Annotated in this window: 28 protein-coding genes; 13 read left to right on the forward strand and 15 right to left on the reverse strand. The window is 59.9% G+C overall.

Features of this window, described 5'->3' with window-relative positions:
* Position 1: 1 nt before the first annotated feature.
* Positions 2 to 1,135, forward strand: coding sequence for a 3-dehydroquinate synthase (gene aroB / locus AGR2A_RS21085; RefSeq protein ID WP_004445676.1), 1,134 nt, complete (start codon positions 2 to 4; stop codon positions 1,133 to 1,135).
* A 226-nt stretch (positions 1,136 to 1,361) separates the two neighbouring features.
* On the opposite strand, the gene AGR2A_RS21090 is transcribed toward aroB, so the two are convergent.
* The gene (locus tag AGR2A_RS21090; protein WP_004445674.1) at positions 1,362 to 1,643 is read right to left on the reverse strand and encodes a BolA family protein; all 282 of its coding nucleotides are present in this window, start codon (positions 1,641 to 1,643) and stop codon (positions 1,362 to 1,364) included.
* A 115-nt stretch (positions 1,644 to 1,758) separates the two neighbouring features.
* On the opposite strand from AGR2A_RS21090, the gene AGR2A_RS21095 reads away from it, so the two are divergent.
* From AGR2A_RS21095 to AGR2A_RS21110, 4 genes are all read left to right on the forward strand, one after another.
* Complete coding sequence (locus tag AGR2A_RS21095; RefSeq protein ID WP_072493439.1) at positions 1,759 to 2,394, forward strand: J domain-containing protein; 636 nt, start codon at positions 1,759 to 1,761, stop codon at positions 2,392 to 2,394.
* Between the two features lie 68 nt (positions 2,395 to 2,462).
* On the forward strand, positions 2,463 to 3,452 hold the full coding sequence (gene cobS / locus AGR2A_RS21100; protein ID WP_004445672.1) for a cobaltochelatase subunit CobS: 990 nt from the start codon (positions 2,463 to 2,465) through the stop codon (positions 3,450 to 3,452).
* A gap of 107 nt (positions 3,453 to 3,559) precedes the next feature.
* Entirely contained in the window at positions 3,560 to 5,464 is a 1,905-nt protein-coding gene (gene cobT / locus AGR2A_RS21105; RefSeq protein WP_072493271.1) for a cobaltochelatase subunit CobT, read from the forward strand.
* Positions 5,465 to 5,501: 37 nt separating this feature from the next.
* Positions 5,502 to 6,479, forward strand: coding sequence for an esterase-like activity of phytase family protein (locus AGR2A_RS21110; RefSeq protein WP_042935500.1), 978 nt, complete (start codon positions 5,502 to 5,504; stop codon positions 6,477 to 6,479).
* A gap of 2 nt (positions 6,480 to 6,481) precedes the next feature.
* Here AGR2A_RS21110 and AGR2A_RS21115 read toward each other — a convergent pair whose 3' ends face one another.
* The 3 genes from AGR2A_RS21115 to rpmB all read right to left on the reverse strand — a co-directional run bounded on the left by AGR2A_RS21115 (position 6,482) and on the right by rpmB (position 7,951).
* Positions 6,482 to 6,817, reverse strand: coding sequence for a pentapeptide repeat-containing protein (locus AGR2A_RS21115; RefSeq protein ID WP_006697146.1), 336 nt, complete (start codon positions 6,815 to 6,817; stop codon positions 6,482 to 6,484).
* An 89-nt stretch (positions 6,818 to 6,906) separates the two neighbouring features.
* Positions 6,907 to 7,551, reverse strand: a complete 645-nt coding sequence (locus AGR2A_RS21120) for a queuosine precursor transporter (protein ID WP_004445666.1) — start codon at positions 7,549 to 7,551, stop codon at positions 6,907 to 6,909.
* A 109-nt stretch (positions 7,552 to 7,660) separates the two neighbouring features.
* Positions 7,661 to 7,951 carry a 50S ribosomal protein L28 gene (rpmB, locus tag AGR2A_RS21125; RefSeq protein WP_003509888.1) on the reverse strand — a complete coding sequence of 97 codons (291 nt, stop codon included), beginning with the start codon at positions 7,949 to 7,951 and terminating at the stop codon, positions 7,661 to 7,663.
* Positions 7,952 to 8,203: 252 nt separating this feature from the next.
* Between rpmB and AGR2A_RS21130 the strand changes: the two genes are divergently transcribed.
* A complete protein-coding gene (locus AGR2A_RS21130; RefSeq protein ID WP_004445663.1) occupies positions 8,204 to 8,977 on the forward strand; it encodes a DUF3108 domain-containing protein in 774 nt (257 codons plus the stop codon).
* A gap of 142 nt (positions 8,978 to 9,119) precedes the next feature.
* Here AGR2A_RS21130 and AGR2A_RS21135 read toward each other — a convergent pair whose 3' ends face one another.
* Positions 9,120 to 9,560, reverse strand: a complete 441-nt coding sequence (locus AGR2A_RS21135) for a cupin domain-containing protein (protein ID WP_004445662.1) — start codon at positions 9,558 to 9,560, stop codon at positions 9,120 to 9,122.
* Positions 9,560 to 10,330, reverse strand: coding sequence for a hydroxyacylglutathione hydrolase (gene gloB / locus AGR2A_RS21140; protein ID WP_037092757.1), 771 nt, complete (start codon positions 10,328 to 10,330; stop codon positions 9,560 to 9,562). Before gloB ends, AGR2A_RS21135 begins: the two co-directional genes overlap by 1 nt.
* A 119-nt stretch (positions 10,331 to 10,449) precedes the next feature.
* Here gloB and AGR2A_RS21145 point away from each other — a divergent pair, with 119 nt between their 5' ends.
* The 3 genes from AGR2A_RS21145 to AGR2A_RS21155 all read left to right on the forward strand — a co-directional run bounded on the left by AGR2A_RS21145 (position 10,450) and on the right by AGR2A_RS21155 (position 13,330).
* Positions 10,450 to 11,211, forward strand: coding sequence for a class I SAM-dependent methyltransferase (locus AGR2A_RS21145; protein ID WP_044459158.1), 762 nt, complete (start codon positions 10,450 to 10,452; stop codon positions 11,209 to 11,211).
* A gap of 83 nt (positions 11,212 to 11,294) precedes the next feature.
* On the forward strand, positions 11,295 to 12,401 hold the full coding sequence (gene hisC / locus AGR2A_RS21150; protein ID WP_072493270.1) for a histidinol-phosphate transaminase: 1,107 nt from the start codon (positions 11,295 to 11,297) through the stop codon (positions 12,399 to 12,401).
* Positions 12,401 to 13,330, forward strand: coding sequence for a prephenate/arogenate dehydrogenase family protein (locus AGR2A_RS21155; protein ID WP_072493269.1), 930 nt, complete (start codon positions 12,401 to 12,403; stop codon positions 13,328 to 13,330). The genes hisC and AGR2A_RS21155 overlap by 1 nt, the downstream gene beginning before the upstream one ends.
* Positions 13,331 to 13,454: 124 nt before the next feature.
* Here the strand turns inward: AGR2A_RS21155 and AGR2A_RS21160 are convergent, their stop codons facing one another.
* Positions 13,455 to 14,456, reverse strand: coding sequence for a DUF2125 domain-containing protein (locus AGR2A_RS21160; RefSeq protein ID WP_072493268.1), 1,002 nt, complete (start codon positions 14,454 to 14,456; stop codon positions 13,455 to 13,457).
* Positions 14,457 to 14,505: 49 nt separating this feature from the next.
* On the opposite strand from AGR2A_RS21160, the gene AGR2A_RS21165 reads away from it, so the two are divergent.
* Complete coding sequence (locus tag AGR2A_RS21165; RefSeq protein ID WP_072493267.1) at positions 14,506 to 15,057, forward strand: gamma-glutamylcyclotransferase; 552 nt, start codon at positions 14,506 to 14,508, stop codon at positions 15,055 to 15,057.
* Here AGR2A_RS21165 and AGR2A_RS21170 read toward each other — a convergent pair.
* The 4 genes from AGR2A_RS21170 to ftsE all read right to left on the reverse strand — a co-directional run bounded on the left by AGR2A_RS21170 (position 15,030) and on the right by ftsE (position 18,444).
* Positions 15,030 to 15,827 (reverse strand): lysophospholipid acyltransferase family protein, encoded by a 798-nt coding sequence (locus AGR2A_RS21170; protein WP_004445653.1) that lies wholly within the window; start codon positions 15,825 to 15,827, stop codon positions 15,030 to 15,032. The two genes, AGR2A_RS21165 and AGR2A_RS21170, sit on opposite strands and share 28 nt — an antisense overlap.
* A gap of 114 nt (positions 15,828 to 15,941) precedes the next feature.
* Positions 15,942 to 16,673: a YdcF family protein gene (locus AGR2A_RS21175; RefSeq protein ID WP_035209126.1), complete on the reverse strand. Its 732-nt coding sequence runs from the start codon at positions 16,671 to 16,673 to the stop codon at positions 15,942 to 15,944.
* 111 nt (positions 16,674 to 16,784) lie between these two features.
* Positions 16,785 to 17,792, reverse strand: a complete 1,008-nt coding sequence (locus AGR2A_RS21180; RefSeq protein WP_004445649.1) for a cell division protein FtsX — start codon at positions 17,790 to 17,792, stop codon at positions 16,785 to 16,787.
* Complete coding sequence (ftsE, locus tag AGR2A_RS21185) at positions 17,785 to 18,444, reverse strand: cell division ATP-binding protein FtsE (protein ID WP_004445648.1); 660 nt, start codon at positions 18,442 to 18,444, stop codon at positions 17,785 to 17,787. Before ftsE ends, AGR2A_RS21180 begins: the two co-directional genes overlap by 8 nt.
* A gap of 197 nt (positions 18,445 to 18,641) precedes the next feature.
* Between ftsE and AGR2A_RS21190 the strand changes: the two genes are divergently transcribed.
* From AGR2A_RS21190 to AGR2A_RS21200, 3 genes are all read left to right on the forward strand, one after another.
* Entirely contained in the window at positions 18,642 to 19,313 is a 672-nt protein-coding gene (locus AGR2A_RS21190; protein WP_034497223.1) for a DUF3426 domain-containing protein, read from the forward strand.
* A 68-nt stretch (positions 19,314 to 19,381) separates the two neighbouring features.
* Positions 19,382 to 19,924 (forward strand): hypoxanthine phosphoribosyltransferase, encoded by a 543-nt coding sequence (gene hpt, locus AGR2A_RS21195; protein WP_004445644.1) that lies wholly within the window; start codon positions 19,382 to 19,384, stop codon positions 19,922 to 19,924.
* A gap of 142 nt (positions 19,925 to 20,066) precedes the next feature.
* Positions 20,067 to 20,426, forward strand: coding sequence for a response regulator (locus tag AGR2A_RS21200; RefSeq protein WP_004445642.1), 360 nt, complete (start codon positions 20,067 to 20,069; stop codon positions 20,424 to 20,426).
* Between the two features lie 257 nt (positions 20,427 to 20,683).
* Here the strand turns inward: AGR2A_RS21200 and AGR2A_RS21205 are convergent, their stop codons facing one another.
* The 4 genes from AGR2A_RS21205 to argH all read right to left on the reverse strand — a co-directional run bounded on the left by AGR2A_RS21205 (position 20,684) and on the right by argH (position 26,527).
* Entirely contained in the window at positions 20,684 to 23,380 is a 2,697-nt protein-coding gene (locus AGR2A_RS21205; RefSeq protein ID WP_072493219.1) for a TIGR02302 family protein, read from the reverse strand.
* A gap of 166 nt (positions 23,381 to 23,546) precedes the next feature.
* Positions 23,547 to 24,815, reverse strand: coding sequence for a diaminopimelate decarboxylase (gene lysA / locus AGR2A_RS21210; protein WP_072493218.1), 1,269 nt, complete (start codon positions 24,813 to 24,815; stop codon positions 23,547 to 23,549).
* Positions 24,816 to 24,828: 13 nt separating this feature from the next.
* A complete protein-coding gene (gene lptM / locus AGR2A_RS21215; protein ID WP_072493217.1) occupies positions 24,829 to 25,032 on the reverse strand; it encodes an LPS translocon maturation chaperone LptM in 204 nt (67 codons plus the stop codon).
* Positions 25,033 to 25,126: 94 nt separating this feature from the next.
* The gene (gene argH, locus AGR2A_RS21220; protein WP_034497212.1) at positions 25,127 to 26,527 is read right to left on the reverse strand and encodes an argininosuccinate lyase; all 1,401 of its coding nucleotides are present in this window, start codon (positions 26,525 to 26,527) and stop codon (positions 25,127 to 25,129) included.
* Between the last annotated feature and the right edge of the window lie 2 nt (positions 26,528 to 26,529).

Genomic DNA, 26,529 nt, shown 5'->3' on the forward strand with positions numbered 1-26,529 from the left:
CATGACGCCTTCTGAAATCCACGCCGATGAACGTCTCGTCCATGTGCCGCTCGGTGAGCGCGCCTATGACATTCTGATCGGGCCGGGCCTCATCGGCCGGGCTGGCGGCGAAATCTCGGCGCGGCTGAGGGGCCGGCGTGCGGCGATCATCACCGATGAGCATGTCGCGCCGCTCTACCTTGAAGGCTTGATGGATGGACTGCAGACGGACGGCATCGAGGCTGTTTCCCTGACCCTGCCGGCCGGTGAAAAGACCAAGAGCTTCGAGCATCTCGTCACTGTCTGCGATGCGGTTCTAGCCGCAAGGGTGGAACGCAATGATGCGGTAATCGCGCTTGGCGGCGGCGTGATCGGCGATCTCGCCGGTTTTGCAGCCGGTATCGTCCGCCGCGGCGTACGTTTCGTGCAGATACCGACCTCGCTTCTGGCGCAGGTCGATTCCTCCGTCGGCGGCAAGACCGGCATCAACACCCGCCACGGCAAGAACCTCATTGGCGTCTTCCACCAGCCTGATCTGGTGCTGGCGGATACGGCGGTGCTCGATACGCTCAGTCCGCGCGAATTCCGCGCCGGCTACGCCGAAGTCGTCAAATACGGCCTGATTGACAAGCCGGATTTTTTCTTCTGGCTGGAAAAGAACTGGGACGACATCCGCACCGGCGGCCCTGCCCGCATCCAGGCGATTGCAACCAGCTGCCAGGCCAAGGCAGACGTGGTGGTGGCCGACGAAAAGGAAAACGGCGTACGCGCCCTTCTGAATCTCGGGCACACCTTCGGTCACGCACTGGAGGCGGCGACCAATTACGACAGCAAGCGGCTGGTGCATGGTGAAGGTGTCGCCATCGGCATGGTGCTGGCGCACCAGTTCTCTGCCCGCCTGAACCTCGCAAGTCCTGACGATGCCGCGCGCGTCGAAGCGCACCTGAAGGCAGTCGGCCTGCCGACCACGATGAAAGATATTCCTGGAGAATTGCCGCCCGTCGAAACGCTGATGACGGCAATTGCGCAGGACAAGAAAGTCAAGGGCGGCAAGCTCACCTTCATCCTCACCCACGGCATTGGCCAGTCCTTCGTGGCGGATGACGTTGCGGCATCCGAGGTGCAGTCCTTCCTGTCGGAGAAGCATCCGGGGTGAACTGGCGCTGAGAGGTACGGTGAGGGCGCCCCCTCATCGCCCCGCTTCGCTCCGGCACTTCTCCCGGCGGGGAAAAGAACAAGCTGTTTTGGCAATGCTCTACGGGAAAAGTTGCTGGCGCCTTGAGCAAGGGCGTTGCCGCCCGGTTTCTTCTCTCCGCCGGTGAGAAGGTAGCCCGAAGGGCCGGGTAAGGGGGCTTGCTCTCGGTTCTGATGACAAGCTTTACTTAAAACCGCACCGCTTCCCCCGGTGCCGCTGCCTCTATCGCCAGAGCATGCAGCCCGGCATCGAGTTCGGGCTTCAAAAGCGCGTTGATTGCCCGGTGCCGTTCGATGCGGGACTTGCCGGAAAAGCTCTCCGACACTATCTGAACACGCATATGCGTCTCGCCGGTACCTGTGATATCCGGCTGGTGGCCCGCATGCATCTGGCTTTCATCGACGACCCTCAGGCGCTCCGGTGAAAAGCTTTCCCGAAGCTTGGTTTCTATGCGCTCTCGCAGAGACATTCGAAGGGCTCCAATTCTGTTTGCCGGTCTTTGAAGGGGGCTCCCTAAAAGCCTGTAACATTCCGCTTTGTCAATTCTTGTTGTGCGGCTTTTCGCACCCCATAATCAGGGCATCATGAAACTGGATTCGAAATATTTCGACCGCATCCGCACGCGCCGGAAAAGGGAGCGGGAACCTGAGGTTCAGGCCCCAACCTGCCAGTGGGACGGATGCGACAAGCCGGGCATTCACCGGGCACCCGTCGGCCGCAATGCCGAGGGGCAATTCTTCCTGTTCTGTTTTGAGCACGTGAAGGAGTATAATAAAGGCTACAATTATTTTTCCGGCCTGTCCGACAGCGAGATCGCCCGTTACCAGAAGGAAGCGATCACCGGCCATCGCCCCACCTGGACGGTTGGCGTCAACAAGACCGCCCGCGACAGCCCGCTGCATTCCACGCTGCGCTCCGGCACGGCGAGCGGCAATGCCCGTATCCGTGATCCTTTCGGCTTTGCCGACGGTTTTGCTGGCGGCTCGAAGGCAGGCGGCACCCGCATGCAGCAGGACCGCAAATTGAAGACGCTGGAGGCAAAAGCCTTCGATACGCTCGGACTTTCTTCCAGTGCAAAGCAGGAAGACATAAAAAGGCGCTATAAGGAGCTTGTCAAAAAGCACCATCCTGATGCTAATGGTGGCGATCGTGGTTCGGAAGAACGTTTTCGGGCTGTTGTTCAAGCATATCAATTGTTAAAGCAGTCAGGTTTCTGCTAAGCCAACTTCTGTGTTTACCGCCTGATTGATGATGTGGCCGGGTGGCTGCCGCCCGCCTTGGAGACGTGATGAGCAAAATCGACCTTGATATTTCCAACCTGCCCGACACGACGGTGTCCGTGCGGGAGGTTTTCGGCATTGATACGGATCTGCGGGTTCCCGCCTATTCCCAGGGCGACGCCTATGTGCCTGATCTCGATCCCGACTATCTTTTCGACCGCGACACGACGCTCGCGATCCTTGCCGGTTTTGCTCACAACCGACGTGTCATGGTCTCCGGTTTCCACGGCACGGGTAAATCCACCCATATCGAGCAGGTGGCTGCCCGTCTCAACTGGCCCTGCGTGCGCGTCAACCTCGACAGCCATGTCAGCCGTATCGATCTCGTCGGCAAGGACGCCATCGTCCTGAAAGACGGCAAACAGGTTACCGAATTCAAGGACGGCATCCTGCCCTGGGCCTACCAGCACAATGTCGCGCTTGTCTTCGATGAATATGATGCCGGTCGCCCGGATGTGATGTTCGTGATCCAGCGCGTGCTGGAATCGTCTGGCCGCCTGACCCTGCTCGACCAGAGCCGCGTTATCCGTCCTCATCCGGCCTTCCGCATTTTCGCGACCGCCAACACCATCGGCCTTGGTGATACGACGGGGCTTTACCACGGCACGCAGCAGATCAACCAGGCGCAGATGGACCGCTGGTCCATCGTCACCACGCTGAACTATCTGCCGCATGAGCAGGAAGTGAACATCATCGCCGCCAAGGTGAAGAGCTTCGACAATCCGAAGGGACGCGAAACCGTCTCCAAGATGGTGCGCGTGGCGGATCTTACCCGTTCGGCTTTCATCAATGGCGATCTCTCCACCGTCATGAGCCCGCGTACCGTCATCACCTGGGCGGAAAATGCGGAAATCTTCGGCGATCTCGCCTTTGCCTTCCGCGTGACCTTCCTCAACAAGTGCGACGAGCTGGAGCGCACGCTGGTGGCCGAGCAGTATCAGCGGGCCTTTGGCGTCGAGCTGAAGGAAAGCGCTGCGAACATCGTTCTCAGCGCCTGATCGTTCCCGGCTTGCCCGGAAAAGATCATCCATGACTTGAGGACGCCGGCGGATCGCGCATCCAGAGATGCGTGGGCCGCAGGCGTCGACAATCGACAGGAAAGACAATGGCAGCGCGCGGCGACAATTCCAGAGCGAAACCGGGTACGGCGGTCGATACGGAACCGTTGCGTCAGGCGATTGCCGGATGCGTGCGATCCGTCGCTGGCGATGCCGAAGTCGAAGTCGTTTTCGCCAATGAACGGCCGGGTCTTGCCGGCGAGCGCATGCGCCTGCCGGAAATTTCCAAGAAACCCACCGCGCAGGAAATCGCGATAACCCGCGGCCTCGGCGATTCCATGGCGCTGCGTCTCGCCTGCCACGATGCGGATACCCATGCGGTGATGTCGCCGCAGGGCGCTGAAGCGCGGTTGATCTTCGATGCGGTAGAGCAGGCGCGCGTTGAATCGATCGGTGCGCTGCGGATGCCGGGCATGGCTTCCAATATCAATGCCATGAACACGGAAAAATACGCCAAGGCGAATTTTGCCGGTATTACAAAACAGGATGATGCTCCTCTTGCCGAAGCCGTTTCGCTGTTGGTGCGCGAGAAGCTGACAGGCGAAAAGCCGCCGGAAAGTGCCGGCAAGGTTCTCGACCTCTGGCGCGACTTCATCGAGGACAAGGCTGCCGGCGACCTGAACGATCTTTCCAAGGTGATCGGCGACCAGAAGGCGTTTTCGCGTCTTGTGCGCAAGATGCTGACCTCCATGCAGATGGCGGAGGATTTTGGCGACGAGGATAACGAGCCGGAAAGTCAGGAAGCGGAATCCAACGAGGACCAGCCGCGCACCAACGAGACCGAAGAAGAGCAGGTCGAGGAAGAGGCCGGCTCCGACGCGACGCCCGCCGATGAGAACGAGGCCTCGCAGGAGGAAATGGAAGAAGGCGAGATGGACGGCGCCGAGATGTCGGACGAGGAAATGTCCGACGATCTCGACGAGGATTCCGAAACGCCCGGCGAGACCCGCCGTCCCAACAGCCCCTTCGATGATTTCAACGAGAAAGTCGATTACCGCATCTTCACGCAGGAATTCGACGAGGAAATCCACGCCGAGGAACTGTGCGACGAGGCCGAGCTTGACCGTCTGCGCGCCTTCCTCGACAAGCAGCTTGCTCATCTGCAGGGCGCTGTGGGGCGCTTGGCGAACCGTCTGCAGCGCCGCCTGATGGCGCAGCAGAACCGTTCCTGGGATTTCGATCTGGAAGAGGGTTATCTCGATCCGGCCCGCCTCGTCAGGCTCATCATCGATCCCATGCAGCCGCTCTCCTTCAAGAAGGAACGCGACACCAAATTCCGCGATACCGTGGTTTCGCTGGTCATCGACAATTCCGGTTCGATGCGCGGCCGTCCGATCACGGTTGCCGCCACCTGCGCCGATATTCTGGCGCGTACCCTGGAGCGCTCCGGTGTAAAGGTGGAAATTCTGGGCTTCACCACCAAGGCATGGAAGGGCGGGCAATCGCGTGAGCAATGGCTCGCCAGCGGCAAGCCGGCTTCGCCGGGCCGCCTTAACGATCTGCGCCATATCATCTACAAGTCGGCGGATGCGCCGTGGCGGCGCGCACGGCGCAATCTCGGCCTGATGATGCGCGAAGGCTTGCTCAAGGAAAACATCGATGGCGAGGCGCTGATGTGGGCGCATAATCGCCTGATCGGCCGCCCCGAGCAGCGCAAGATCATGATGATGATCTCTGATGGTGCGCCGGTGGACGATTCAACCCTGTCGGTCAATCCGGGCAACTATCTGGAGCGGCACCTGCGCGCCGTTATCGAGCAGATCGAAACGCGTTCGCCGGTGGAGCTGCTGGCAATCGGTATCGGTCATGACGTGACACGTTATTACCGCCGCGCGGTCACCATTGTGGATGCGGACGAGCTGGCTGGCGCGATGACCGAACAGCTCGCGGCGCTCTTTGAAGATACGAGCGGCGCTGCCGGTTCGTCCCGCAGGGTCCGTCGTGCGGGATAAGCAGGGCGGGGCGTCCTCCGCCCGCAAAACGCTCTTGATGGCCGCCATTCTGGCGGCCGTATCGCTTTGTCCGGTTTCCATTGGCGCGTCCGCCATCGATGTGCCGGTCAGCGTCCGTCAGCTCTCCGGTTTCGAGGTCGGCACCAGCGAAAAACGTTTCGGCAAGCTGGAATTCATTGGCGGCATGGTGATGAGTGCGCCGGAAAAGTTGTTCGGCGCTATCTCCTCCATTCGGTTCCGCCCCAACGGAGAAGACTTCGTTGCGGTGCTGGATACCGGCCACTGGCTGACCGGTAGGGTCACACGTGACGCTGTCGGGGCGCTGTCTGGTCTTGCTGAAGTCCGTATTACCCCGATGCTGGACATGAACGGCCGCGAACCGCCGCGCAAGATGGAGATGGATGCGGAAGGGCTGGCGCTGCGCGGCGGCAGGGTTTTCGTCAGTTACGAGCAACGCCACAGGATCGATATCTATCCCGATCCGGGCTTTGCCACCTCAAAGCCACTTGGCCGTCTGCCGCATCTCATCCCCAATAATGAGCTGCGCCACAATGGCGGCATGGAGGCGCTGGCGGTCTCGCCAGCCGATTCGCCGCTCGCGGGCGCTCTCGTCGTCGTTGCGGAGAAAAGCATTGATGCGGACGGCAATCTTCTCGCCGCGATCCTTGAGGGGCCGCTGAAAGGCACATTCGCGGTTACCCACCATCCCTCGTTCGACGTGACTGATGGCGCCTTCCTGCCTAATGGCGACCTGTTGCTGCTCGAGCGCCGCTTCAATTTTGCCGAAGGCGTCGGCATGCGCATCCGCCGCATACACGGTGCTGATATCCGGCCGGGCGCGGTGGTGGATGGTGAAATCCTCATGGAAGCCGGCATGGCCTACCAGATCGACAATATGGAAGGCATGGATGTGGTGAAGGGGCCGGATGGTTCGACGCGCCTCGTCATCATTTCTGATGACAACCACTCTTTCCTCCAGCGCAACCTGATGCTGGAATTCAGACTAGTGGACTAAAATCAAGTCTGCTGCTGTGCCGCCTTGTAGGCAGCCATCAGATCCTCGACGGGAATGCCGTCGATCTTCATGCCGGTCATTCGGCATGACGTTATCTGCGCACCGGACAGATTTGAGTTGCTCAGTTTCAGACCGGAAAAATTGACGTCATCGATCGACCAGCCGGACATGTTGTTATCCGTGAACGACGCACCCGACAAATTGATATTGTTGAAGCTCGCCCCAGAAAGATTGACGTTGTCGAAGACCGTGCCGGAAAGATTGACGTCATTGAAGGTTGAGCCTGAAAGCGTAGCGCTGGCGGCCTCTACAATGTCGATAACGTCCTTGATCTGCATGTCTACCTGCCTCCGCGCTGTGCCACGGACGACAGACTGCAATGCTGACGGCTGGCTTGCAAGCGCGATTTCATCCGCGCTTGACGGTCTCAAACGCGGCCGGTTTTGACGGCGCCCGGCATCGGCTTCAGCGTGTTCATCAGCGCGCCGTAAGGCAGGAGCATGACAAGGCCGACGAGAACCTTCACCGAAAGATCACCCAGGGCCCATGAAATCCAACGGGGCGCTTCCACGGCGAAGACACCGAGGATGGGAGCGTTTTCGATGGCGAAGGCATCGTTGGGGCCGACGAAGGAGAAGCTTGCCGCAAAGGCGATGGAGAAGAAGAGCGCCGTATCCAGCACCGAACCCAGCATGGAGCCGGCCAGCGGCGCATGCCACCAGCGCTGGCGGCGCAGGCGGTTGAACACGGAAATGTCTAGCAGCTGGCCGATCAGATAAGCCGTCCCAGAGGCGACTGCAATGCGTGGAATGGATGTCCAGAAGGACAGCGTGACCCCGACGACGAAGCCAGCAAGCACGACGCGGCGCGCTATGGATGGGCCAAACTGGCGGTTCGTCAGGTCCGTGACAAGGAAGGCGATTGGATAGGTGAAGGCACCCCAGGTCAGTAGGTCGCCGAGATTGATGCCGAACAGCGAACCGGAAAGCGGATATTGCACCAGAATATTGGACGCAACGACCACGAGGGTCATCAGCACGACATAGATAAGCGTATAGCGCAGGTAGAGCATTTTTTTATCCTGGGTGATGCCACCAGTTGGAACCGGATTAAACAAGCAAAAGGCTTGAGCGGCCAAAGCCAGTCAAGCCTTCCGAATGTCGATGATGTCGAAACTGCTATTAAGCAGCTTCAGCCGTCTTCTTGGCGATCTGGCGGCGCAGGAGACGAGCGCGCATGCTCAGTTCGTTTTCGCCGGACTTCAGAAGGAAGGCATCGAGGCCGCCACGGTGTTCAACGGAGCGCAGAGCGGCTGCGGAAACACGCAGGCGGAAACGCTGGCCGAGAGCATCGGAGATCAACGTAACCTGGCAAAGGTTCGGAAGGAACCGGCGCTTGGTCTTGTTGTTGGCGTGGCTGACGTTGTTGCCCGTCTGGACGCCCTTGCCGGTCAATTCGCATACACGGGACATGGGTACACCTATTTCGTTTCGTCTGTTTCACCACTGGCTCGCCACCGGCAAAACCGGGGTGGCAATCCAACTGGCCATGATTGGAAAGTTGCGGTTCTATAGTCAGACGAGACTTAACAGTCAAGCCGCTCGCGAGCAAATGAAAGGAAATTCCGGTGTTTTCAACCGGCATCCGCTTTTTTATTGCCACAAGTCGGCGTATATCATCGCCCGATAAGGCCGCTTCCGCGCCTCTTTTAAGGTGATATCGAAATGATTGCCAGAGGAAAAAGCATTTTCGTGGCCGCGACAATGGCGTTAGCGGGCGTCTCCCCCTCGCTCGCTGCCGAAGCGCGCCACACAAGCGAATACAGCATCAATCTCGGCATTTTGCCGATTGCCAAAGCGAGTTTTTCGACTCGCATGGATGGACCAAATTATTCGATCTCCGGGTCCTTCAGCGCCGCCGGTCTTGCCAGCATTCTCAAAGATATTTCCGGCAAGACGACCGTTTCCGGCGCGAGACGTGGCCACCGGCTGCAGGCCAACGAGTATTCGCTGGTCTATAAGGACGGCAAACGCGTGCGCACCTATGACGTCGTCTATCGCAACGGCAACGTGACATCGACAACGGTGAAACCGGAGCCGAAGACACGGCCGGACAATTGGGTTGATGTCAAGGACCGCGACCTGCGCTCGGTTCTCGATCCGATTTCCGGTCTCATCATTCCCGCGGGCGGCCGCATCTGCCCGACTCGCCTGCCGATCTATGACGGCGAATCGCGACTCGATCTCGTTTTGAGCTCCAGCGGCACCAAGCCGTTCAAGACCAATGGTTTTAATGGCGACGCCATCGTCTGCAAGGCGCGTTATGTGCCGAAGTCGGGTTACCGGCAGGGGCGCAAGGATATCGAATATCTGAAATCCATTTCGATGGAGATCTGGTTCGCCAAGTCGAACAACATGGATGTCTATGCGCCTGTTTATGCGATCATCCCGACGCGGGTGGGACAGGTCTACATCACCGCCACGAAATACGGCGGCTGACTAAGGCTGATGATAGTGTAAGAAAAGCAGACGTTGCGGCGTATTTTTTCTCGCCGCCAGGGAGAGGGTGGCCCGAAGGGTCGGATGAGAGGGCAAGCTCTCGCTTTGCCTCCTCATCCCGCTGCCAGCATTGCTCTGAAAGTTACTGCGCATCCCCAGGCGACCAGCCGGGTTCGGCCATGACGAAACTCGAAAAGGCAAAGCCCGGCGAGACGGTGCAGCCGACGAGGGTATAATCACCGAGGCTTTCGGCCGACTGCCAGCAATTGGCGGGAACGATGACCTGCGGGCGCTCGCCTTCCAGAATGGCAGGGCCGAGCGTGAAGGTCTGCACTTCCCGGCCATCCTGCGAAAGATGCAGCGCGATCGGCGCGCCGGCATAATAGTGCCAGACTTCCACCGCATCGGTTACCCGATGCCAGTGCGAGCGATCGCCTTTTTCCAGGAGATAATAGATGGCCGTCGAATGACCGCGATCGCCGCCGGCCTTGTCACGGAAAGTCTGGTGGTAAAAACCGCCCTCGGGATGCGGCTCCAGCCCCAGTTCACGAATGATCGCCTGCGCAGATATATCCGTTCCCATCAGAAATTATCCTTGCGCGTGCGGATTTCCGCGAAGACGTCGGCATCGGTGGCGCTTTCCAGACCAAGATTTTTGCGAATGCCGGTATCCGCCACCCGCATATAGGGGTTGGTCTGTTTTTCGAGCCCGATGGTGGTGGGAATCGTGAATTCATTCGCCTGCCGTGCCTTTTCCACCTTTTCCGCGCGGTCACGCAGCGCGGCATTATCGGGGTCGACGGTCAGGGCAAAGCGGGCATTGCTCAGCGTGTATTCATGGCCGAAATAGACCTTGGTCTCTTCCGGCAAAGCCATCAGCTTCTGGAAGGAATGCCACATATCCGCCGCCGGGCGTTCGAAAAGGCGGCCGCAGCCCATGGCAAACAGCGTATCAGCGGCAAACAGCAGCCCGTCATCCGGCATATAATAACAGATATGCCCCGCCGTATGGCCGGGTGTGGCGATGATCTGAACGCGGCGGCCGGCGAATTCGAATTCGTCGCCATCGGCCTGCGAGCGGTCGAGCCCCGGTATGGCCACGGCCTCATCGTAAGGGCCGTAAATTTCGCACTGAAACTTGTCTTTCAGCGCAAGATTGGCTTCCACATGGTCCTGATGGTGATGCGTGGTGAAAATATGGGTGAGCTTCCAGCCGTGGCCGTCGAGAGCGTGCAGGATAGGGCCTTCTTCCGGCGCGTCGATGGCGGCAGTCGCCCCGCTTTCGGGGTCGTGCAACAGAACCCCGAAATTGTCGCTGCGGCAAAGAAAGACGTCTATTTCCAAAGGTTTCATCGTATCCTCTCCATTTGCCGGCCAAAACCGGCGCATTCGCCTGCCTGACTTTCCCAACTGACTTCCAATGTAAGGGCAGACGCCTTGAAGTCCAACCGCCTGATGCTACATTCTCGCCCATGAATACCGATATCGTCGATCTGCGCGAATTCTATCATTCTCCGCTTGGCCGCTCTGCCGAGCAGGCGATCACCATGGCGCTTTCGACGCTGTGGCCCCCCTTGCCGGAAGAGCGGCTGGTGGGCCTCGGTTATGCCGTGCCGTTTCTGGACCGGTTCCGCCGCGATACGGAGCGCACCTTCGCCTTCATGCCGGCCGGGCAGGGGGCGGTGAACTGGCCGGCGGGCGAGCTTTCCTCCACCGCGCTGGTGTTCGATGAGGAATTGCCGCTGCCCGATTCGTCGATAGACCGGGTTCTCATGGTGCATGCGCTGGAATTTGCCGAAAATCCGCGGGAAAGCCTCAAGGAACTATGGCGGGTACTGGCGCCGGGCGGCCGCCTGGTCATCGTGGTGCCGAACCGCCGCGGCGTCTGGGCGCGCATGGAACACACGCCTTTCGGTTCCGGCCGGCCCTATTCGCGCGGGCAGCTGACGGCGCTGTTGCGCGAAACCAATTTCACGCCGGGCGCCACCGCCGAGGCGCTGTTCTTTCCGCCCACCACAAGCCGGCCGGTGCTGAAATTCCGCCGTTACCTCGAACATACCGGCCGTCGTCTCTGGCCGCTGTTTTCCGGCGTCATCGTGGTGGAAGCGCAAAAACGTCTCTATCAGGGATTGCCAGTGACCCAGCGCGCCTCGCGCCGGGTTTTCGTGCCCGTTCTCGCGCCACAGGGGGTGCCCACCACCCGCACTGCCGCAAGCCAAGGAAAGCCGCGCTGACCCTCGACAAAGCAGCCATTCCGGTCTAATGCCTCCGGCATTGCTTTTGCCGGGTTCTCCGGCGCTTTCCAAAGGTCGATCAAATGAGTGCAGAGCTTAGCCAACCTGTTCCGCGTCCGGGTATTCTGGATATCGCCGCTTATGTTCCGGGCAAGGAGCATGTGGATGGCGTTGCGAAGGTTTATAAGCTCTCCTCCAATGAAACCCCGCTCGGGCCAAGCCCGAAAGCCATCGAGGCTTTCAGTACGGCGGCCAGCCACCTGGAAATCTATCCGGACGGGCAGGCGATTGCGTTGCGACAGGCCATTGCCGACGTGCATGGCCTCAACATCGCAAATATCCTGTGCGGCAACGGCTCCGACGAGCTTCTTGGCCTGCTTTGCCACGTCTATCTGGGTGCGGGCGATGAGGCGATCATCACCGAACACGGTTTTCTCGTCTACAAGATCCAGATCATGGGGGCGGGCGCGACACCGGTGACGGTGAAGGAAAAGGATTGCGCTGTCGATGTGGACGCGATCCTCGCCGCCGTGACGCCGAAGACCAAAATGGTGTTCATCGCCAATCCCGGCAATCCCACCGGCACCTATGTTCCGGTTGCGGAAATTCGCCGCCTGCAGGCCGCCCTGCCGAAACATGTTCTGCTGGTGCTGGATGCGGCCTATGCCGAATATGTGCGCAAGAACGACTATGAGGCCGGGCTGGAACTGGTTTCCGGCAACCGCAACGTGGTGATGACCCGCACCTTCTCGAAGGTCTATGGCCTTGCTGCCCTGCGCGTGGGCTGGATGTATGGTCCGGCCGCCATCGTCGACGCGCTGAACCGTGTGCGTGGGCCGTTCAACATGAGCGCGCCGGCCATCGCAGCGGGTGCCGCTGCCATCCGCGATCAGGCTTTCGTCGAAAAAGCCGTGGCGCACAACGCGGTGTGGATGGAAAAGCTGGTCACGACCTTTACCGGCCTCGGCCTCACCGTCACGCCGTCAGTCACCAACTTCATCCTCATCCATTTTCCGGATCAGGACGGCAAGCGGGCAACGGACGCTGACGAGTTCCTGAGCCGCCGCGGATACATTCTGCGTGCGGTGCGCGGTTACGGTTTCCCCAATGCGCTCAGAATGACCATCGGTTCGGAAGAGGCCAATCTTGGCGTCATCGCTGCTCTCACCGAGTTCATGGGGCAGGCGTGATGGCTGAGATCATGTTTGAACGCATCGCGCTGATCGGCATCGGCCTGATCGGCTCGTCCATTGCCCGGGATATCAAGGAACTGGGGCTCGCCCGCCATGTGACTATTTCCACCCGCAGCGAAGATACGCTGAAACGGGCGGAGGAACTGGCGCTTGGCGCGGATTATACCGTCTCGGCGGCGGAAGCGGTGAAGGATGCCGATCTCGTCATCGTTTCGGTGCCGGTCGGCGCTTCGGAAAGCGTCGCACAGCAGATTGCGCCGCATCTGAAGCCGGGCGCTATTGTCACTGATGTCGGCTCCACCAAGGCTTCCGTCATCGCACAGATGGCGCCGCATATGCCTGACAACGTGCATTTCATTCCCGGCCATCCGCTGGCAGGTACGGAAAAATCCGGCCCGGATGCCGGTTTTGCCGGCCTCTTCCGTGACCGCTGGTGCATCTTCACACCGCTGCCGGGCACGGACGCGGCGGCGCTGGAAAAGCTGAAGGATTTCTGGCGGGCGCTCGGTTCGCGCGTGGATGAAATGGATGCCGAACACCACGACAAGGTTCTGGCCATTGTTTCGCATCTGCCGCATATCATCGCCTATAACATCGTCGGCACCGCGGATGATCTGGAGACGGTGACCGAATCGGAAGTCATCAAATATTCTGCCTCCGGTTTCCGCGACTTCACACGTCTGGCCGCCTCCGATCCTACCATGTGGCGCGACGTCTGCCTGCACAACAAGGACGCCATCCTTGAGATGCTGGCCCGGTTTTCCGAGGATCTCGCCTCCCTGCAAAGGGCGATTCGCTGGGGAGAGGGCGACAAGCTGTTCGAGCTGTTCTCGCGCACCCGCGCTATTCGTCGCTCCATCGTGCAGGCAGGTCAGGACGTCGATGCGCCCGACTTCGGTCGTCACGCGCTGGATCAGAAGAAGTAGGGCGCCGCTGGCGACAGTCTTGGCCGGATTTGATCCGGCCATCAAACCGCTGGTAAAGTGTCAAAGCCTTGCTTTCGTCATCCTCGGGCTTGTCCCAAGGATGACGTCGATTACGGGCCAACCCTCAGATCGGCGGAATCTTGCCCAGCGGGATAAAGCCGCTGATCGTGGCGCGGCCGCGGTCCACTACGAGATCGACGGACGCCCTGTCACCGCCGCCGGCGAGTGCGCCGAGCAGCTTGCGCGCCGTGTCGATGGTAGATTGCAGCTGTGGAAACGCCTGCTTGGCATTGTCAGACCACGCGCCGAGCTTTTCGATCTCCAGCTTGAACTTGCCGGAGAGATAACCCTCGTTATCGAAGGAGAAGGGGCCGCTGATGCGCATGACACGGCCTTCGCCGATATCGGCGACCAGCCGGCGAAGCTCGCCGCTTGCGCCATAAAGGCCAGCTGTATCGCTGCCATCCACCATGCCCGCTTTGCCGGCGAGCGTGACATCGGCAATGGCATTGAGGCGCGGAAGAATCTGCGGCCAGTCCTTGATGACGGTCGCGGAGTCCGTGAGCGTGATCGCGCCATCGAGATCGGCGCCGTTCTGGCGCAGGTGCATCTCCGTCTTGGCGGCATCGAAGTCGATGGTCTGGCCGGTGACCGAGGAAACCGCCTGCGCCTTTAGCCCGTCGATGATGAGTGAACTGCGGTCAATACCCTTCAGCCTGGTGACGATGCTGGACTGCATGTTCTTCCATTCCGCCGAAATGGTCAGGCCGTGGGCCGAGCGGATTTCCGCAGGCGAATCGAGTTCCCATACGATATGGCCGGGATTGTAGACCTGTGCCGCCGAGCGCAATTCGCCAAAAGAGGCGGAGACGCCGTTCTGGCTGTCATCCACCGTCACCTTCGCGCAGAAGAGGCCGATGCGGAAGGGATAACCCTTGAAGGCGATATCGCTGCATTCGCCGCTGACGCTGCGGGCCTGCGAGGGGGAAATCACGTTCAGGACAGTCTGCTTCAGCCTGTCGGCGGCGTAAAACCACCCGGCGGTATAAAGTCCGATAACCACGAGGATGGCGATGGCGAGCCAGAGGAATTTTTTGGCCGTGCCGGATTGGCTTGACGCTGCCATATTGATCTCCGATGAACAGACTTCAGGGAATTTTGATTTGGCTTGGGATATGGACGATTTTTGGGTCTTTGGCTACGGTTCGTTAATGTGGAACCCTGGCTTCGCCTTTGAGGAGAGGCAGCAGGCACGATTGCACGGTTATCGGCGCTCGCTCTGCATCAGCTCCAATTTTTACAGAGGCACGGAAGAAAAGCCCGGCCTCGTTCTCGGGCTGGAACGCGGTGGCTCATGTCTTGGCGTCGCTTTTCGCGTGCGGGGCAAGGATCATGATCCCGTCATGGCCTATCTGCGTGAGCGCGAACTGGTGACGAACGTCTACAAGGAGCGGGTAGTTTCGATCGCGCTTTCCGACGGCCGGCGCGGCAGCGCCGTGACATATGTGGCCGATCCCGCGCATGAACAATATATCGGCGGTCTCGGCGTTGCCGAATCGGCCACCATCATCGCGGCTGCGGCCGGTCGCTCCGGTCCGAACACGGATTACGTCTTCAACACCGTGCAGCATCTGCAGGACATGGGCATACGCGATTCCTTGCTGGAGAGCATCGCTACCAATGTGGGCGCGCTTGTCGCTCAGCCAGCCGTTGATTCCTTGCCCTGAAGTTCGGCAATCCGCTTCACCGCAGTCGGCGGCAAGGGCAAATGCGGATTGTTGCGCACGGTTTCCAGCAGCAATTCGTCGCTCGCCTTTTCCGTGACATCGATCAGGCGTTTGAAGAACACATCGGGGTCGAGCCCCGGTTCGATGGCGGGCAGGATACGCACCTTGAAATGGCCGGGATACCGCATGGTGGAACGGCGCGGCCAGAAGAGGCCCGGATGCATGGCGACGGGAATGACCGGAACCTGAAGGTCACGGTAAAGCCTCGCGATGCCGTAACGATATTCAGGCTCGGCGCCCGGCGGCCGGCGTGTCCCTTCGGGATAGATGATGAGTTCGCGCCCCGCGGCCATTTCCTCTTTCGCGCGCTCCATCACCTTCAGCATCACCTTGCCGCGTGCGGCGCGGTTGACCGGGATCATCCTCTGTTTCATCGCGTACCAGCCGAACAGCGGGATCCACAAAAGTTCGCGCTTTAGAATATAGACCGGATCGGGAAGGTTGGGCAGCAGCGCATAGGTGTCCCAGAAGGACTGGTGCTTCGGCGCGAAGATGCAGCCAGTCTCTGGAATGTTTTCCAGCCCTTCGATCTCGAAGGTGGTGCCGACGATGGTTTTCATCAGCCAGTGATTGGAGCGCGCCCAGTTCTTCGGGATTTCGTAGGCGATCTTGCGTGGCAGGATAAAATAGATCGGCGTCAGCACGATCATGCGGACAATCAGGTTGAGATAAAACAGCGTATTGAAAAGAAAAGAGCGCAGCTTGAGCATCAACAGCCTTCCCGGGACGCAGCCGGTTCGAAGTCTTTAGCGTTTCGATGCCGGATGCCGATGTCAGACGCCTACACGAAAACAAGGGGCGGCAGCAAGCGTGTTTCTGGATGCTTATGAGGAAGCTGCAGTGACTTTAGGTGCAGTGTGATCGGCAGTGGCCTTGCGCAGGCCATCGCCCTTGCCGAAGCCCGTCAGGTCACGTCCGGCCGCCGCCACGAATTTCAGATATTCATAAAGCATGGTTCTCACCACATCCGGTTCCACGAACCAGTTCGTGCGGGCAAGATCGGCGCTGATGACGGGATAGGCGATGAATTGTGTGTGTGGGCTGGCGCTGCGCAATTCATGAAGGCTGCGATGCATGTGATAATTATTTGTGACGACCACGATGGAAGAGTAGTTGTGATCGCGTATCCAGCTCGCCGCCTCATTGGCGTTACCGATCGTATCTATCGCCTTGTAGCCCATGTCCACGCAGCAGGTGAACATATCGGACGACCCTTGCGTCATCTTGCGTATCTGCGAGCGGGTTGTGGCCGGGTTGACGCCTGAAATCAAAAGCCGTTTGCCCACGCCGTCTCTCAGAAGGCCGACCGCCTGTTCGATGCGCTGATAACCGCCAGTGAGCACGATGATGGCATCGCCTCTGGCACCCTCGGGCGGGCGCATCGAGGCGACAGAATCGGCAAACCACAGGAAACCACCGGAAAATGCGCCGAGCGCGATGACGCAGAGCAGGATGAGGCCGCGGATAAAACGGCGCAATGGACCACGCCGCGCCAAAAGCCCCTTTCGGGCCGGTCGCGTCGCTGCCTGATCCTGGTCCGTCCGACTCACAAACATTCCTCCTGATTACTCGCCGATTAAGGCAAGGAACAGGCATTTTTGTCCACCGTCCGCAGGTTACATCCCGTTCGTGACGGTTTCAGTTTTTCCGCTACATTCATCGTGTCATCACGACGCCAGGCCGTCGCTTTTCGACGGATCGGACCGGACACGATCGATATCGTCGATGGTGCGGATGACGGTGACGCGTGCGGTGATGGTGGTGAGAAGCGCGATGATGATCATCGTCATCGCAATGCCGAAATAACCGCCAAGGCCAACGGAAAAGGAGCCAAAAAGCGCACTTGCCTGGTCGCTCTGGGGGGTGGCGACCGTGCTCGACTGCCAGAAACCGGCGACGAGGAACACGGCGGCTGCCAGCGCACTGCCCGCCGCCGCGCCCTTGAGGCTGATCTTCAGGAAGTGTTTCTGGAATTCCCGCGCCACGAAGCTGCTCTCCGCGCCGACAAAATGCAGAACCTCGACAATGTGCCGGTTGCCGGAAAGCGCGCCGCGGGTTGCAAATACGACGGTCAGCACCATGGCTGTGAACACGAGAATGAGGACGCCAACGCCGATCATGACAGTGGTTCTTGCCATGGAAACGAGCCGGTCGACCCAGGTGCGATGGTCGTCCAGAAATGCCTGTGGAATCTCGGCCTTCAGCATATCCCGCATCGCCTGGAAATCGGGCGGATTGTTTTCATCGATGGTGATGACGACGAGACGCGGTATGGGAAGTTCGGAGAGATCGAGCCCGCTGCCGAGCCACGGCTCCAGCAGGCGCGATGTCGCCGCATCGTCAAGAATGGTGCCATCGCGGGTGCCGACGAAGGTGAGCGCCAGATTGCGCGCCTTGTTCAGCGCTGCATTCATGTCCAGCCCGTCCTCGGGTTTGATCTGGATGGTGATCTCACGGGAAATCTGGCTCTGCCACGTGGCGGCGGTGGCGCGCACCATGGAAACGGCGCCGAGCGTGAGGCAGGCGAGAAAAGCCATGATGGCGATGACCACCATCAGCGCATTGCCCTGAATGTTGGAGGGCGGCAGAATGGGTGCCATCGGGCGGATGCGCATGGGCGGACGCTTCGGCTGCGCCGCTTCCGGCTTCAACGGTTTGCGGGTGATCTCATTCATAGATGTCGAGCCGCCCTTCGGTCAGGATCATCCGGCGCGCATCGATCTGGTCCATCAGGCCGAAGTCATGGGTGGCGATAACGACGGCGGTGCCTAGCCGGTTGAGTTCCAGAAACAGGTTGAGAAGGCGCTTGGCCATCGGCGGATCGACATTGCCAGTCGGCTCGTCGGCCAGCAATATTTCCGGCTGGTCCATCAGCGCGCGGGCAATGGCGGCGCGCTGCTTCTCGCCGCCGGAAAGGATCGCCGGCAGCACGTTGACACGCTCGCCGAGCCCAACCCATTTCAGAAGCTCAATCACGTCATTGCGATAGGCGCTTTCTTCCTTGCCACGCACGCGCAGCGGCAGGGCGACATTCTCATAGGTCGTCAGATGATCAAGCAGCCGGAAATCCTGAAACACGATGCCGACGCGTCGGCGCAACATCGGCAGCTCGCTGCGCGGAATGCGTGACACATCGCGATTGAACATGCGGATATTGCCGCGGGTCGGCTGCAGCGACATCAGTAGCAGGCGCAGGAGCGTCGTCTTGCCGGCGCCCGAGGGGCCGGTCAGAAACTGGAACGACCCTTTGGGAATATCGAAGGTCATGTCCCTCAGGATTTCGGGTCCCATGCCGTAACGCAACCCGACATTTTCGAAATGGATCAACGGACTTCCAGTCTCTTCGTTTCGTGGTGGTTCGCAAGCCGCTGGGATGAAGCCGGAGGGCGCGGTCTACCCCGGTTCGGGACGCCCGGCGAGCGGTTTTTGCGAAGCATTAACCATTTAAATTTAAAACTTGGCAGGATTCGTTGCAATGCCCAGTTTTGCGGGCCGGAAAACCTCACCCAAGGAATTCTATGGCTATGTTCCGTTCATCTCGCCGGCAAGCGGCATTCGATTTTGACCTCCTGATGCCGGAGACGCCGCTGCGCCGCACGGCGCGGGCGGCAAACCCGACAGTTGACGTGGTAGACGCGGAATTTGTCACCATCAAGGAAAACCGTCCGCGCCAGCCCGGAAACGACAATCGCGGCGCGAGGCCCCTGGACGGGGCAAAACCACCTGTCACCATCGGTGTGCTTGGCCTCGCCTTCATCGGCTGGCTGGATCGCAGATTATCCCTCCTGTCGGCGGACGCTTATTCCGCGCTGGTGGCGGGGCTCGCCATTCTTGTTTTTGTCTGTTCAGGCGGCCTCTCCGTGGTGGTGCCGGAAAAGACCGCTGTAGCAGCGTCGGTCAGCCCCCTCGCCATTTCCCATGTCACCGTGACGCCGCAGGAGGCGGGCGGTATGGATATCCTGCTTATCAATGGTATCGTGGAGAACAACGGCGGCAAGCTTGAAGAGGTGCCGGCCCTTCGCGCGGACCTTTTTGCCGCCAAGGGACAACTGGTGGCCAGCATGGTCATTGAACCGCCGGTTAAACAGATGCAGCCCGGTTTCAGCCACGGTTTTTCGGCAAAACTGCGCCATCCCGGTGGAAAAACGCCCGAGATCAAGCTTTCCTTCGTTGAGGCGGGTGCGTCCGGACGCTGACTGTGCTAACGCCTGTCTTCTATTTTTACTGAAAGGTAAAATCGGCAAGGCGCAGCACAGGAGTAAGAATGCCCGTCGTCCGTGGAAAAAATATCGAGCCGCTTTATACCGCCGAGCAGATTGCAGAGCGCAATCGCGACATGGCCAAGCACATTGCCAGCGGCCCGACCAAGGACCTGCTCGTCATCGCCGTGCTCAAGGGATCGTTCATTTTCGCGGCCGACCTTATCCGCGCGCTGCACGACAGTGGTCTTGCCCCCGAGGTCGAATTCATTACGCTGTCGAGCTATGGCACCGGCACGGTTTCGCAGGGCGTGAGGATCGTCAAGGATATCGACAGCGACGTGAAAGACCGCGACGTCCTGCTGATTGACGACATTCTCGAATCCGGCCGCACGCTGCGCTTCGCCAAGGAACTTCTTTACGAACGTGGCGCTCGCAATGTCACCATCGCCGTGCTTCTCGACAAGAAAGTCAAGCGCAAGGAAGATCTGGAAGCCGATTATGTCGGTTTCGAATGTCCTGATTATTTCGTGGTGGGTTACGGCATGGATGTCGCTTATGCGTTCCGCGAGCTGCCCTTTGTCGGCGTTGTCACCGGCGACGCCTGAGCAGTTTTCCCGTGCCGGAACGGCACAGCGAAGAGACGCCTCATTAACCATTCACCCAGCCAAAGCCTGGGTGTTTACCTCTTGAAAAGAGGAGCCTGCGATGTTGCTCACGGCTGGAAATGATGCCCAGGAGCAATGAGTAATGGCGAAGATTCTGATTACCGAAGACGAGGATGCGCTGCGTTCTTTCGTGGCGCGGGCGCTCCGTCTCGACGGTCACGAGACCCATGAGGCGGCAGACGGCGAGCAGGGCCTGGAAAAGCTTCAGGAAACCAGTTTCGATCTTCTTCTTTCGGATATCCGCATGCCGGTCATGGATGGCATCGAGCTGGCGCACCGCGCCGCCGAAAGCTTCCCGGCCATGCGTATTTTGTTGATGACCGGTTACGCCGAGCAGCGCGAACGGGCGGATGATCTGGCGACGAAGATCGTGGACGTGGTTTCCAAACCTTTTGCGCTTCCGGATATTCGCAAGGCCGTGGCGCGGGCGCTTGCGGCCTGAGTGGTAAGGGCGCAGAGATTTAAAGGGCGGCCGTCGGGCCGCCTTTTTTGTTGGTCAGCCCCCTGGCTCAGCGCAGTTCCCTACCTCCGTCATTCCGGCCTTGAGCCGGAATCCAGCCAGCCCAAGTCCTTGGGCTGAAAGAACTCTTTCCGCCGCGCAGACGCGCGTCTGCTGGATGCCGGATCAAGTCCGGCATGACGGAAACTTTAGCTTCTGAAAAAGGATGTAACGAGGCGCACCATTACCTGTGCTAACCGTCACCTGATATCCAGCAACCGCTCGAGATAACGCCGTTCCACCTCACCCGGCGGATTGTTGCCGAGCTTTTCGCGGATGGCGTCAAGAATCTCGCGGGCGCGTTGCACGTCTATTTCGTCAGGCACCTTCACCTGATCGCCAAAGTCAGGGCCGGTGGTGCTGCGCGGACGGCCGAGCGGATCGCGGCCGTTCTGGCCGCCTTGACCGGCCATGCCTTCCTGCCCCTGACCCGGCTGCTGGCCCTGCTGGCGCATGGCCTGCATGATCTGGCCCATCATGTCCTGTGCGCCCTGGCGCAGCGCATTCAGCGCATTGCCCTGGCCCTCGACGGCCTGTTCACCCTGGCTCCTGCCCAACGCCTCACCGGCGCCCTGCATTTCCTGCTGCGCCTTGCCGAAATTTTCGCCCGGCTCCATGCCGAGATCGCGAAGTCCCTGCTGCAATTCGCCGAGCTGCTTGCCGAGGGCATCCTGCTGGGCCCGCAGGTTTTTCAGCGCTTCGCGCAATTGCTCGGCGGTCATCTGGTCAGTCTGCTGCTGTCCGCCCTGTTGGCCATTTTCACCCTGTTGGCCTTGCTGGCCCTGAGGCTGTTGCTGGCCGTTTTCGCCCATCTGCTGGTCGTCGCTTTCGCCGCCCTGCTGCGGATCACCGCGCTGCATCCGGTCGCGCAATGCCTGATCCAGCTTGAAGGTTTCGTCCATCAGCCTCTGCTGCTGCTGCAGGATTTCGCCTAGCTTGTCGATCTGCTGGCGCATCTTGCTGCTCTGCTGCTGGCCTTGCTGCCCCTGACGCTGCGGTCGGCCGGCTTGCAGATTGTTCATCATGCGCTGCAATTGCGAGAGCATTTCCTGCGCGGCATCGCGATTGCCGGAACGGGCGAGATTCTCGATCTGGTTCATCATGTTTTCCAGATCGCGTTGGCGCAGCACGTTCTGTGCCTGTTGGTTCATGTTGGCTTGCGGCGCATTCTGCATGCGTTGCGCAAGCTCGCTCATGAACTGCTGCATCGCCTCGCGCAGCTCCTGCATGAGCTTGGCCACTTCTTCATCGGAGGCATTGCGCTGAAGCGCCTCGGAAAGGGCGGTCTGTGCATCGCGCAGGCGCCTTTCCGCCTGCGAAAGATCACCATCCTCGATGCCCAGTGCGATCTCCCAAAGGTAATCCGCCGTGTCCTTCAGCATTTCCTCATTATAGGCGAGCCGCATGCGGGTCTGCGCCGATTGCAGCAGGAGATAATGCGTCGTGTTGGGAATGGTCTCTTCCGGACGCATTCCAACCGCCTCGTTATAGGCGATCGCCTTTGGCATCTGGCGTGTGTCGAGCGAAAAAATCTGCCGCTGTTCGGCAATTGAAGCAGCCAGCGGTTCGGAGAAATTGCGGCCCGGCAGCACCATTTCATGCGGAGGGCTGCGGCCGGTCTGGCCTGCACCGTCAGTCGCCACCAGTGTAATACGCACGCGTTTCCCGGCCATCGGATGTTCGGTCAGGTTGCGGCTGGTCAGCCCCTTGATCTCGCGATTGTTCTGCCGCGGCAGATCGAGCTTGAATTCCGGCGGCGGGTAAAGCGCTGTCGCGCCTTCGGCAACGCCGATAGGCTCAATAATCGCGTGAGCTTCCTTCAACCCGTAATCATCCTTGGCGGTGAAGCCGATTTCCAGCGCGCCGTTGACGGCGCGGCGCGGCATGTTGTCGAAGGCAATGCTGGGCGGCTGGTCCGGGATGACATTGAACAACCATTGCTCACCATTGGCGGTTATCATGCCGCTTTCGGTGACATCCATCGCGAAGGTGCGCGGTGCCAAGGGCTGATCCGCCAAAGGAGCCTGCGCCGGAACCGAGACATCACCGCTCGCGCTGTCGGCCCGGGTTGTCTCGGGAGCGAGCTTTTGCAGGGCGCCCGCCATTTCCGGTTCGAAGGTCACTTCTTCGCCCCCATCACCACCGGTCATGCGGATCGTCAGCCTGGAGGACTGCGGCACGGAAACCGCGTCGCGGTTGGTCGCGTCACGCCCAGTCAGGAAAATCGGTGCGCGGCCGGTATAAGAGGGCGGCGTAACCCAGGCATCCAGTCGAATATCGGGATTGAGCGGACCCACGGTCGGTTGGCTGCGGAAGGCATCGGCAATCGTGCCTGCGCCGTTGGAAAAGGAAAAACCGAAGGCAGCGGCCAGAAGAAGGGCGGGAACGGCGCGTAGGGCGAGACGGTCATAACGGGCGATATCGGGCTTCGGCAGACCGGCATTCAGTGCGGCGATACGCTCCGCCATGCGGATCTGGTGTTCCTTCCAGAGCGTTCTGGAAAAAGGCGTGTCGAAGGCCGGTTCGTCTTCCTGTACTCCAACAGGTTGGTGTGCAAGACCGTTGCGATCTTCGAGAAGGCGGGAAGCGTCGTTGTCAGTCGGCCATTTCAGCCGCGCGATCGGCAGGAGAGTGGCAATGAAGGCGAACACGAGCACGAAAACGACGCCGAGCCGCAGAAAATCCGGCATGTGCCGGTAAAGGCCGAACCAGGCAAGCGCCAGAAACAGAGCGGCAATAGAGAGCGGCCATAGCGTTTTCGGGGCGATCTTCTCCGAAAGCAGAACGATTTTTGCGAAGAAACGCTTGGCGGCAAACCGGCGGGCAAGGTCCGGCCGCTGCACGAATGCGCCAGTGGAGCGCTTTCTGCCTGTCCTGTCCTCTCCGGCTGTGGTCATCAATCCGTTCTCCCGGTTCTGGCCACGTCAACGCCATTCCCGGAACGGCGAGTTCTCCATATCACAGAGGCAAGGATAACATTCTTTGTGGCGAAGACGAGGGCAGCCAAGCCCTCACCCCCATTTTTTAGGCAGCTTCGCTCAATTGTGATCGGCTGCAAGCGGATCAGTCGAGCCAGGCGGGCACGGAATCGAGGGCGATCAGCTCTTCATACGTACCGCGGGGGCGGATGACGTGGAATTTGTCACCCTTGACCAGCACTTCCGGCACCAGCAGGCGGGAATTATAGGTTCCTGCCTGCACCGCACCATAGGCGCCAGCGGAACTGACGGCGATGAGATCGCCCGGTTGCGGTGCGGCCATCTCACGGTCCAGCGCCAGATAATCGCCGGTTTCGCAGACCGGGCCGACGATATCGGCCTTGATGCGCGGCGTATCCTCTGCCGGTTGCACCACCGGGCGGATGCCGTGATAGGCCTCATACAGTGTCGGACGGATGAGGTCGTTCATCGCGCCGTCAACGATTACAAAGGTCTTTTCGCCGCCATCCTTCACATAGATGACTTCCGTTACCAGAATGCCGGCATTACCGACGATCAGACGGCCGGGCTCGGTGACGATCTTGCAGTCGAGGCTTTTCAACTCGTTCTTGACGATATGCGCATAGGCATCCGGCAGCGGCGGCGGATTGTTGTCGTCGCGGTAGGGAATGCCGAGGCCGCCGCCGATATCGACGTGGCTGATGGTGTGGCCATCGGTTCGCAGGGCCTCGACGAGTTCGCGCAGCAGCCGGAAGGCGTCTTCGAAAGGCTGCAACTCGGTGATCTGGCTGCCGATATGCATGTCGATGCCGGTCACTTCGATGCCGGGCAGCGTTGAGGCACGGGCATAGACGGCGCGCGCCCGCTCATAGGAAATGCCGAACTTGTTTTCTTTCTTGCCGGTGGAAATCTTGGCGTGGGTGCGCGCATCCACATCAGGGTTGATGCGGAAGGAGACATGCGCCCGCTTACCCGCCTTGATGGCGCGCAGATTGAGGACTTCCAGCTCCGGCTCGGATTCGATGTTGAAACAATAAATGCCCACATCCAGCGCATAATCCATTTCCGCAACCGTCTTGCCGACGCCGGAGAACATGATGCGGTTTGCCGGCACGCCAGCAGCCAGAGCGCGACGCAATTCACCGCCGGAGACGACGTCGATGCCAGCGCCGAGCTTTGCCAGCGTCTTCAGCACCGCCTGGTTGGAATTGGCCTTCATGGCATAACAGACCATGGCGTCCACATCCGCAAACGCACCTGAGAACACCTTGTAGTGGCGCTCCAGGGTTGCGGTCGAATAGACGTAGAAGGGCGTGCCGACCGCCTTGGCGATCTCGGGCACGGGCACGTTTTCGGCGTGCAGCACGCCGTCGATATAGCCAAAATGGTTCACGGCTTTTTACCCGTCAGAGAAGCTTGTCGAGAATGAAGGGCCGTTCCGCCGTTGCCGGCTTCGGCTCACTGCCATCGGCGGCGCGCTTGTTGCGCATTTCGACCGGCGTGCTCGGCGGATCGATGTCGCCCTTGCGCCCGCAGGCGGTGAGAGCGAGGCTTACGGCAAGCGTCATGCCGATGGGAACGATGAGTTTGCGCACGGATTTTGAAAGCATGGGCCTGTCCAAAGGAAATATGTGCATCTCTGATAACGAAAAACAGGGCGCTTGTGCACCCTGTTTCTTGTGATCGTAGCGTAACGTGATTTTATCAGTTGCGGCCGCGCCACCAGGCGATTTGTTTGCGCACCTCCGAAGGAGCCGTGCCGCCGAAGCTTGTGCGACTGGCGACCGATGCTTCCACCGAAAGAACATCGAAAACGCTGTTGGTGATGCCGGGGTGGATGGCCTGCAATTCTTCCAGCGAAAGATCGGCGAGATCGCAGCCTTTCTTTTCCGCCAGCGCCACGGCATTGCCGGTCACATGGTGGGCATCGCGGAAGGGCAGACCTGCTTCTCGCACCAGCCAGTCGGCCAGATCTGTCGCGGTGGAATAACCTGAACCCGCCGCTGCGCGCATGCGGTCCTTGCGTACTTCGAGGTCGCGGATCATGCCGGTCATGGCGGCGATCGCCAGTTCCAGGCTTTCGGCGGCGTCGAAAACCTGTTCCTTGTCTTCCTGCATGTCCTTGGAATAGGCGAGCGGCAGACCCTTCATCACGGTGAGGAGAGCGATCAGCGAGCCGTTGATGCGGCCGGTCTTGGCGCGCACCAGCTCAGCGGCATCAGGGTTCTTCTTCTGCGGCATGATCGACGAGCCTGTGGAAAAGGCGTCCGACAGCCGGATGAAACCAAATTGCGGCGTCGACCAGATGACGATCTCTTCGGCAAGACGCGACAGATGCGTGGCGCAGATGGAGGCGATCGACAGGAATTCCAGCGCGAAATCGCGGTCGGAAACGGTGTCGATGGAGTTGCGGGTCGGCTCGCGGAAACCGAGCGCCTTGGCCGTCATGTGGCGATCAATCGGATAGCCGGTGCCGGCAAGGGCGGCCGCACCAATCGGGCTTTCGTCCATGTGCTCGATGGCGTGGCGTACGCGGGCGCGGTCACGGCCGAACATTTCCACATAGGCCATGCAATGATGGCCGAAGGTGACAGGCTGCGCCGTCTGCAAATGCGTGAAACCGGGCATCACCGTATCGGCGTTTTCCTCGGCGCGGTCGAGGAAGGCAGCGATGAGCGCCGTCAGCATGCCTTCGGTCTTCTGCAATTCTTCCTTGACCCACAGGCGGAAATCGAGCGCCACCTGGTCGTTGCGCGAGCGGGCGGTGTGCAGACGGCCGGCGGCCGGGCCGATGAGGGTGGCAAGCCGCGCTTCGATATTCATGTGAATATCTTCGAGCTTGCGGGAAAATTCGAAGCTGCCGGATTCGATCTCTGACAGGATCGTGTTCAGGCCTTCGGTGATCTTGTCTTTATCTTCAGGCGAAATAATGCCTTTAGATGCCAGCATGGCGGCATGCGCCATAGAGCCGCGGATATCCTGGGCGTAAAGTTTCTTGTCGAAGCCGATGGAGGCATTTATCTCTTCCATGATGGCAGATGGCCCGGAAGCGAAACGCCCGCCCCACATCTGGTTGGAGGATTTCTGATCTGTGCCGTCAGCCATGT

It is taken from the genome of Agrobacterium genomosp. 2 str. CFBP 5494, from assembly GCF_900013495.1.
Lineage (GTDB): Bacteria > Pseudomonadota > Alphaproteobacteria > Rhizobiales > Rhizobiaceae > Agrobacterium > Agrobacterium pusense.

Coding starts and splice junctions, on each gene's coding strand:
- hpt (WP_004445644.1), top strand. CDS start 19,382: ATGCCCGTCGTCCGTGGAAAAAATATCGAGCCGCTTTATACCGCCGAG.
- AGR2A_RS21160 (WP_072493268.1), bottom strand. CDS start 14,456: ATGGCAGCGTCAAGCCAATCCGGCACGGCCAAAAAATTCCTCTGGCTC.
- rpmB (WP_003509888.1), bottom strand. CDS start 7,951: ATGTCCCGTGTATGCGAATTGACCGGCAAGGGCGTCCAGACGGGCAAC.
- AGR2A_RS21205 (WP_072493219.1), bottom strand. CDS start 23,380: ATGACCACAGCCGGAGAGGACAGGACAGGCAGAAAGCGCTCCACTGGC.
- cobT (WP_072493271.1), top strand. CDS start 3,560: ATGGCAGCGCGCGGCGACAATTCCAGAGCGAAACCGGGTACGGCGGTC.
- gloB (WP_037092757.1), bottom strand. CDS start 10,330: ATGAAACCTTTGGAAATAGACGTCTTTCTTTGCCGCAGCGACAATTTC.
- AGR2A_RS21155 (WP_072493269.1), top strand. CDS start 12,401: ATGGCTGAGATCATGTTTGAACGCATCGCGCTGATCGGCATCGGCCTG.
- cobS (WP_004445672.1), top strand. CDS start 2,463: ATGAGCAAAATCGACCTTGATATTTCCAACCTGCCCGACACGACGGTG.
- hisC (WP_072493270.1), top strand. CDS start 11,295: ATGAGTGCAGAGCTTAGCCAACCTGTTCCGCGTCCGGGTATTCTGGAT.
- AGR2A_RS21115 (WP_006697146.1), bottom strand. CDS start 6,817: ATGCAGATCAAGGACGTTATCGACATTGTAGAGGCCGCCAGCGCTACG.
- AGR2A_RS21090 (WP_004445674.1), bottom strand. CDS start 1,643: ATGTCTCTGCGAGAGCGCATAGAAACCAAGCTTCGGGAAAGCTTTTCA.
- AGR2A_RS21175 (WP_035209126.1), bottom strand. CDS start 16,673: ATGTTTGTGAGTCGGACGGACCAGGATCAGGCAGCGACGCGACCGGCC.
- aroB (WP_004445676.1), top strand. CDS start 2: ATGACGCCTTCTGAAATCCACGCCGATGAACGTCTCGTCCATGTGCCG.
- AGR2A_RS21180 (WP_004445649.1), bottom strand. CDS start 17,792: ATGAATGAGATCACCCGCAAACCGTTGAAGCCGGAAGCGGCGCAGCCG.
- AGR2A_RS21120 (WP_004445666.1), bottom strand. CDS start 7,551: ATGCTCTACCTGCGCTATACGCTTATCTATGTCGTGCTGATGACCCTC.
- AGR2A_RS21165 (WP_072493267.1), top strand. CDS start 14,506: ATGGACGATTTTTGGGTCTTTGGCTACGGTTCGTTAATGTGGAACCCT.
- AGR2A_RS21170 (WP_004445653.1), bottom strand. CDS start 15,827: ATGCTCAAGCTGCGCTCTTTTCTTTTCAATACGCTGTTTTATCTCAAC.
- AGR2A_RS21095 (WP_072493439.1), top strand. CDS start 1,759: ATGAAACTGGATTCGAAATATTTCGACCGCATCCGCACGCGCCGGAAA.
- lptM (WP_072493217.1), bottom strand. CDS start 25,032: ATGCTTTCAAAATCCGTGCGCAAACTCATCGTTCCCATCGGCATGACG.
- AGR2A_RS21190 (WP_034497223.1), top strand. CDS start 18,642: ATGTTCCGTTCATCTCGCCGGCAAGCGGCATTCGATTTTGACCTCCTG.
- AGR2A_RS21200 (WP_004445642.1), top strand. CDS start 20,067: ATGGCGAAGATTCTGATTACCGAAGACGAGGATGCGCTGCGTTCTTTC.
- AGR2A_RS21135 (WP_004445662.1), bottom strand. CDS start 9,560: ATGGGAACGGATATATCTGCGCAGGCGATCATTCGTGAACTGGGGCTG.
- argH (WP_034497212.1), bottom strand. CDS start 26,527: ATGGCTGACGGCACAGATCAGAAATCCTCCAACCAGATGTGGGGCGGG.
- AGR2A_RS21145 (WP_044459158.1), top strand. CDS start 10,450: ATGAATACCGATATCGTCGATCTGCGCGAATTCTATCATTCTCCGCTT.
- AGR2A_RS21130 (WP_004445663.1), top strand. CDS start 8,204: ATGATTGCCAGAGGAAAAAGCATTTTCGTGGCCGCGACAATGGCGTTA.
- AGR2A_RS21110 (WP_042935500.1), top strand. CDS start 5,502: ATGGCCGCCATTCTGGCGGCCGTATCGCTTTGTCCGGTTTCCATTGGC.